This window comes from Trichloromonas sp. (genome assembly GCF_041583255.1).
In the GTDB taxonomy this organism is placed as follows: Bacteria; Desulfobacterota; Desulfuromonadia; order Desulfuromonadales; family Trichloromonadaceae; genus Trichloromonas.
On the sequence record NZ_JBFHGD010000201.1, the window covers coordinates 1 to 6039 of the forward strand.

The window sequence follows — 6039 nt, forward strand, 5'->3', positions numbered from 1 at the left end:
CGCGACAAGGTCGGCTTCAGCATTCAGGGAGATGAAGCCAACTACGTGAATGGCACCGGCGGCATCATCGAGCGCAACGCCATGCGTTATTTCCTCGCACTGAAGGCCCATCTCGACACCATCGGCCTGGCTGAGAATGAACAACTTGAAGCCCGGCTGCATGCCTGGTACGACATGACGGCCAGGTATCCGCAGCAACTTTATGAAATGGACAAGGACGAGTACCTGGGTACCAAGAGGCGGGAATGGGTCCAGCAGAGGCAACTACAAGAGGGGGTGAGCCAAAGAGCCCTTGCCCCGGCCCATCGGGGCTGACTCCACGAAGACGGCAAATCCCCTGTCCCTACCGCCCATGCGGTATCGCTGAGAAACTGGAGACAGCTTAGCCTTAACCGAGAAAATCAGTCCTTCCTTCCCTGCCCCCCCCTTCGATACCCTTCTGAGCACTGGCAAAAACGACCCACGAGGCTATACTGTACCGGAAGAAAAGGGATACCGTCACTCGTTACCCCAGCGCGAAAGGTCGCATATATGCCAGACATCGACTCCTTCTGTTCTAAAGTCTCCCCCCACCTGCTGAGCCTCCTGAGAATTATCGTCGCCTTTCTCTTCATGCAGCACGGCGCACAGAAGCTTTTCGGCTTCCCGGCCGCTCCGGGCACGGTCACGGTCGAGCTGTTGTCCCTGATCGGATTGGCCGGGGTGCTGGAATTCTTCGGCGGCCTGCTGATACTCGTCGGCCTGCTTACCCGACCGATCGCGTTCCTGCTGTCGGGACAAATGGCGGTAGCCTACTTTATGGCGCATGCCCCCCAGGGCTTCTGGCCGGTGGTGAATAAAGGGGAACTGGCCGTTCTTTATTGCTTTATGTTTCTCTACCTGGCCGCGGCGGGCGCAGGGCCGTGGAGCATCGACCAGCTACGCCGAAAACTTACCTGATCACGCTGCGGTTCCGACAGCCCATGCCGGGAGCCTGCACGCCTGTCCGGCTCAATCTGCAAGCGCTGCTGCGGGAGGAATGCAGAATCTGCAAAGGGGGGCTCATGTTCAAAACGGAAGGCAGAGGCAGAAAACTCTTTTTCATTGGCCTGTTGACGCTGGCCCTGGTCGCCGTCAGCGCCGCCTGCCTTCACTCTCTGGAAGAGATCCATTACCTGAAGTCTTTCTTCCCCCGCCGCTTCACCGTACAAGAGGCCTTCTACGCCAGCGCGATCGAGTTGATCAAGCTTACCATCCTGGCCCTTCCGCTGGCGCTGATCATAGCTGTCTGCATAGCCTTTTTGAGACGTGCTGAACATTGAGCGATCTTCCCGAAATCACCGCGGGGGGAATTTAACGCCCCGGCAGTAAACTGAGTCGTTTCATGCTCCGCCGAGCCCCGGCCGAACGTGCCCCAAAAGGAAAGCTGCCATCATACCCTCGTTCACCGCCATCCCCCACGGCCGCTACCTGGCGCTGCTGCTGCTCCCCTTTCTGGCCGAGTGCGCCTACCTCGCCTTCGACGTTTTCGCCCGCAAGGGCTGGCTGCTGGAAAACGTGCTGGTGGTGGCCGAAATTTTTGGCGGGGAACTGGGAATCGCCTACCTGGGGACCCAGGGAGACGTTTGGGATGCGCATAAAGACATGGGGCTTGCCAGCCTCGGCGCGTTGATTGCGATGCTCCTGACTCTGGCGCTGAACCACATCATCCAGCGGGATTTCGCTCGGGAATGGGCGAACAGCCTGCGCATCAAAGGCACCCTGCCGCTGGGCGAAGATGAGATCATCCGGCTCTGGCGCAAGAAGCAGAACGGCCAGCACAAACCGCCCTCCAGCAAGGCGTAAATCCCGCGAAAACGATACCTGGAGACCTCGGAACCCCGTACTTAATGGAGCACAATCAGGTTGTCGCCATGGTTTTCGCGAGGGAGCAAGTTTTCCATGAACGACGTGAACTGGGGCGCCGGCAACGGCCGCGCGAAGAGGAAACCCTGCACTTCGTTGCACCCGAGTTCCCGCAGAAAGTCGTAGTGTTCCTTGCGCTCCACCCCTTCGGCAATGACCTTGAGCCCCAGGCTGTGGGCCATGATGACGATGGCCCTGGTAATCGCCGCATTGTGCGAATCAGCCGGCAATTCGCAGATGAACGAGCGGTCGATTTTTAGCACGTCGATGGGAAACGACCTGAGATAACTCAGGGACGAATAGCCCTTGCCGAAATCATCAATGGCCAGCTGCAACCCGAGCGACTTGAGGTCGTTGAGGATATCGAGGCACGTCCCCGAAGTATCCATCAGCATGCTTTCGGTCAACTCGATCTGCAGGAACCGGGGGTCGATATTGGTGGCCACCAGCACGTCGGCAATATTGGCCACCATGTTCGGATGTATGAACTGGTAACCCGACAGGTTGATGCTGATAACCCCCATCGCCAGCCCCATTTTGTCCCAGATCGCCATGTTCCGACAAACCTGCTGCAGCACGCTGTGGCCGAGCTGAACAATCAGGCCGCTCTCTTCGGCCACCGGGATGAAGTCGGCGGGGTAGATCATCCCCTTTTCGGGGTGCTCCCAGCGAACCAGGGCTTCGGCGCCGGTCAGGGTTTTGGTCAGGGTATCGAACTTCGGCTGGAAGTGGACGACGAACTGCTCCTGCTCCAGCGCCACCCGCAGATCGTTCTCGAGGGCCAGGCGGTTGAGGGCGGTGGCATTCAACGACGAATTGTAGAATTGATAGGTATTCTTCCCTTTTTCCTTGGCGTGATACATCGCCGTATCGGCATGCTTGAGCAGGCTCGCCACGTCGCTGCCGTCCTCAGGGAAGAGGCTGATGCCGATACTGGTCGTTACCGTGAGGGAATAGCCCTGCACCGATATCGGCTGGCGGATCGCCTGAATGAGGCGATGGGCCACCCGGCCCGACTGCTGGGGATAGGTCAGGCCGGTGAGAAAGACCACGAATTCATCCCCGCCCAGGCGCGAGATGCAGGCCGGCTCACTGTTGTTGATCCGTGACACGGTGTCGCAGGTGCGCAGACAGTGCTTGATCCGTTCGGCAACGGCGATAAGCAGATCGTCGCCAATGTGGTGGCCGAGGGTATCGTTGATGCGCTTGAAGCGGTCGAGATCGAGAAACAGCAGGGCCACCGCCGAATTGGTGCTGGCGGCCTCCTTTACGGCGGCATCGAACTGGTCGATCAGCATGCGGCGGTTCGGCAATCCGGTCAGGTTGTCGAAATAGGCCAGTCGATGCGCCTCGTCGGCCATCTGCTTGAGGTCGCTGGTGCGCTGGGCGACCTCCTCCTCAAGCAGCGAAGTATGCTCGGCGAGGCGACGGTCCCGCAGTTCCACCTGGCAAAGCATGTCGTTGAACATCCGTGCCAGCATGGCCAGTTCGTCATTGCCTGAAACAGGAACCCGCAAGGAGTAATCCTGGCAGGACGACACCTCTTCCATGGTTCGGGCCAGATTGCCGATCGGCCTGGCAAGGTAGGCCTGCAGCCGCAGTGCCAGCAGCAGCGACAGGATCAGCATGGAGCTGATGACGCCTGCGGCGAAGGCGATATCCTCGACCATCACCGCATACCCCCTGGACAGGTCGGCGGTCAGCCCCAAAAAGCCAACCGTCCGCCCTTCGAAATCCACCGGCCGGGCAATCTCGACGGTTCGGGAAGACCAGTCGACCGTCGTTTCCGCCACCAGCGCGGCGTCTTCCCCGGCCCCCGTCTTGTCCGGGGCGGCAACCGCGCCTTCGGCAGAAGCCTCAGGGTAGCAAGCCAGCAGACGGCCGTCGGCCGCAAGTATCCGGGCGGCGGAAATCTCGGGATGAGCGCGCAGCAGGCGAAGGTCCTGCCCAAGAGTGGCGGCATCCTGTGCAGCCAGGGCCTGGCCGCTGTGGTCGGCGAGCATCTGCGAGAGTTCGCAGAGACTGGCAACGCTGGTGCTGCGATACTCCCGCCACTCGCGGTAGGAGATGTAACCGACGCAGACCAGGGCCGTCAGCAACGCGGTCAACACGGTGAAAAGCTGCACCTTGTGTTTCAGCGACAGTCCTCGCATGGCCATTACTGCCCCTTTCGCCCGGCGCAGGTGGTGAAAAAACGGGCCCATCCCGCCCAAAGCACGTAACCGGGGTGCAAGCCAAAGCGCCATGAAACCACGCTCGCCCTCTCCCGGCGGCCCATAACCACCCGATCGCTGTTGCATAGGTACAAAATCATTCGCATTCAAGGCCTTGCCAACAGATTAAACCTATGCTCGCAAGCAATAAACATTCCACCACGTTCAGGCACAACGGACTGGACTTGGCTTTCAGCTTGGGTTATTTTAACGCGTTCGCGAATCCATATCGTTCAAGCAGAATCAAACGTTAAACCAAACCCAGGAAATGCCCGATGCAGAAAACGCTCATCACCGCCGTATCGATCATGGTTGCCGGCATGGCACTGATATTTTTCGTTCACTCGTCCAACAACCGCTTTTCCCTGCTCACTGCCGCCGACGGCCAGACCTACCAGGTAGACAAGCGCAGCGGCCGCACCTGGCTCATCGACGGCAAGAATAAAATCCCCGTCGAAGACCCCGATGCGCCCCGCCCGCTGCTCGAAGAATTCGAGATGGCCGCCAAGGATCTGGAAAAACTCAGCGTCGAAGCGCGACTGAGCAAGGGGACCTTTCTCGGCAAGGTCTACAACGGCAGCAATATTCCGCTGACCCGTGTGGTGCTGAGGGTGACGGCCAAAGAACCGGACGGTTCTTTGCGCTGGACCCGCGACTTTACCGAGGGGATGTTCGTCAAGCCGATGACCACCGGGCGCTTCGCTATGAGCGTTACCGATGGCGATGACCTGGGCGAAGTCACCTGGACCGTGGCCAAGGCCTTCACCCGCCCGCTGACCGACAAGTCACTGGCAAGACGCTGAAATTAGTCTATCGGGACGCTGAAATTGTCCCGCCTGCTCTTTATTCATTTTCTGGAGAAAACCCATGAGCCTCCTGTTCACCCTGGCCGGACTGGCCCTCGTCTGCGCCCTGACGTTTTTTTCCGCCCAGCTGCAGCTCAGCCCCGCCATGAACAGCCAACTCCAGTTGGCCACCGTTGCCCTGCTGGCCCTGGCCGCCCTGCTGCAACTGATCGGCCTGCTGCGCCGCAAGCCCGCTGCGGCTGAAGCGCCCCCCGTCCCGATCGCCAAGGCGGCTCCGGCCGTGACCCAGCCCCCGGCGGAAAGCGTGGCCCAGGCCCAGGTGGTGCAGTTTCTCGCCCGCCTGCAGGAAAAAGGACGGCTGGTCGACTTCGCCATGGACGACATCACCCCCTACTCCAATGAAGAGATTGGTGCCGGCGCCCGGGTGGTGCATCAAGGCTGCCGCGAGGTACTGAAAGAACTGTTCGAGATCCAGGCCGTCCATCTCGGCGACGAAGGGGAAACCCTCAGCCTCGCCGCCGATTTCGACGCCCGCGCCTACCGGCTGGTCGGCAAAGTGCCGGAGCAGCCCCCCTTCACCGGCACCGTTCTACACCGCGGCTGGAAAACCAGCAAGGTAGCCCTGCCCCGCCTGACCGACACCGCCCGCGAAGTGATCGCCCCGGCCGAAGTGGAAATCGGTTGAGCCAGCCCTGGAGTTTCTGACTATGGAAAAGCGCTACGCCCTGGGCATCGACCTCGGCACCTCCAACTCGGCCCTGGCCTGGTGCAGAGCTTCGGAGCCGGGCTCGCCGCAAGTGCTGCCGATCCCTCAACTGCTGTCGTTCCAGGCGACCGGCGAGAAAGAAAGCCTCGCATCAAACCTCTACCTGCCGCTGGAGCAGGAGCAAAACAGTGCCTCGGCCCGCCTCCCCTGGGAAAGCGACAACCGCGCCGACGGCATCGTCGGCGAGTTCGCCCGCGCCCACGGGGCGCTGCTGCCGGAGCGGCTGGTGACCTCGGCCAAATCCTGGCTGTGCAACGCCCTGATCAATCCCGAAGAGCCGCTGCTCCCCTGGAAATCGGACCTGGGCGAGCGCAAAATCTCGCCATTCGCCGCCTCCAGGCGCTACCTCGAGCATCTGCGCCAGGCCTTC

5 protein-coding genes and 3 pseudogenes are annotated in these 6039 nt (G+C 60.7%); 7 read left to right on the plus strand and 1 reads right to left on the minus strand.

Annotated features, from left to right (window positions below; all coding sequences use genetic code 11):
- The 4 genes and pseudogenes from ABYV89_RS13605 to ABYV89_RS13620 all read left to right on the plus strand — a co-directional run.
- Positions 1 to 315 (plus strand): annotated as a pseudogene (locus tag ABYV89_RS13605) (hypothetical protein); the annotation flags it as partial.
- Positions 316 to 531: 216 nt separating this feature from the next.
- Positions 532 to 939 (plus strand): DoxX family protein, encoded by a 408-nt coding sequence (locus tag ABYV89_RS13610; protein WP_432823488.1) that lies wholly within the window; start codon positions 532 to 534, stop codon positions 937 to 939.
- A gap of 104 nt (positions 940 to 1043) precedes the next feature.
- Positions 1044 to 1301 carry a hypothetical protein gene (locus ABYV89_RS13615; protein ID WP_432823489.1) on the plus strand — a complete coding sequence of 86 codons (258 nt, stop codon included), beginning with the start codon at positions 1044 to 1046 and terminating at the stop codon, positions 1299 to 1301.
- Positions 1302 to 1548: 247 nt separating this feature from the next.
- Positions 1549 to 1824, plus strand: a pseudogene (locus ABYV89_RS13620) (DUF2238 domain-containing protein); the annotation flags it as partial.
- A 41-nt stretch (positions 1825 to 1865) separates the two neighbouring features.
- Here ABYV89_RS13620 and ABYV89_RS13625 read toward each other — a convergent pair.
- The gene (locus ABYV89_RS13625; protein ID WP_432823490.1) at positions 1866 to 4043 is read right to left on the minus strand and encodes a putative bifunctional diguanylate cyclase/phosphodiesterase; all 2178 of its coding nucleotides are present in this window, start codon (positions 4041 to 4043) and stop codon (positions 1866 to 1868) included.
- Between the two features lie 329 nt (positions 4044 to 4372).
- On the opposite strand from ABYV89_RS13625, the gene ABYV89_RS13630 reads away from it, so the two are divergent.
- The 3 genes and pseudogenes from ABYV89_RS13630 to ABYV89_RS13640 all read left to right on the plus strand — a co-directional run.
- Positions 4373 to 4900 (plus strand): hypothetical protein, encoded by a 528-nt coding sequence (locus ABYV89_RS13630; protein WP_432823491.1) that lies wholly within the window; start codon positions 4373 to 4375, stop codon positions 4898 to 4900.
- Positions 4901 to 4964: 64 nt separating this feature from the next.
- Positions 4965 to 5588, plus strand: a complete 624-nt coding sequence (locus ABYV89_RS13635; RefSeq protein WP_432823492.1) for a DUF2760 domain-containing protein — start codon at positions 4965 to 4967, stop codon at positions 5586 to 5588.
- A 22-nt stretch (positions 5589 to 5610) separates the two neighbouring features.
- Positions 5611 to 6039, plus strand: a pseudogene (locus ABYV89_RS13640) (Hsp70 family protein); the annotation flags it as partial.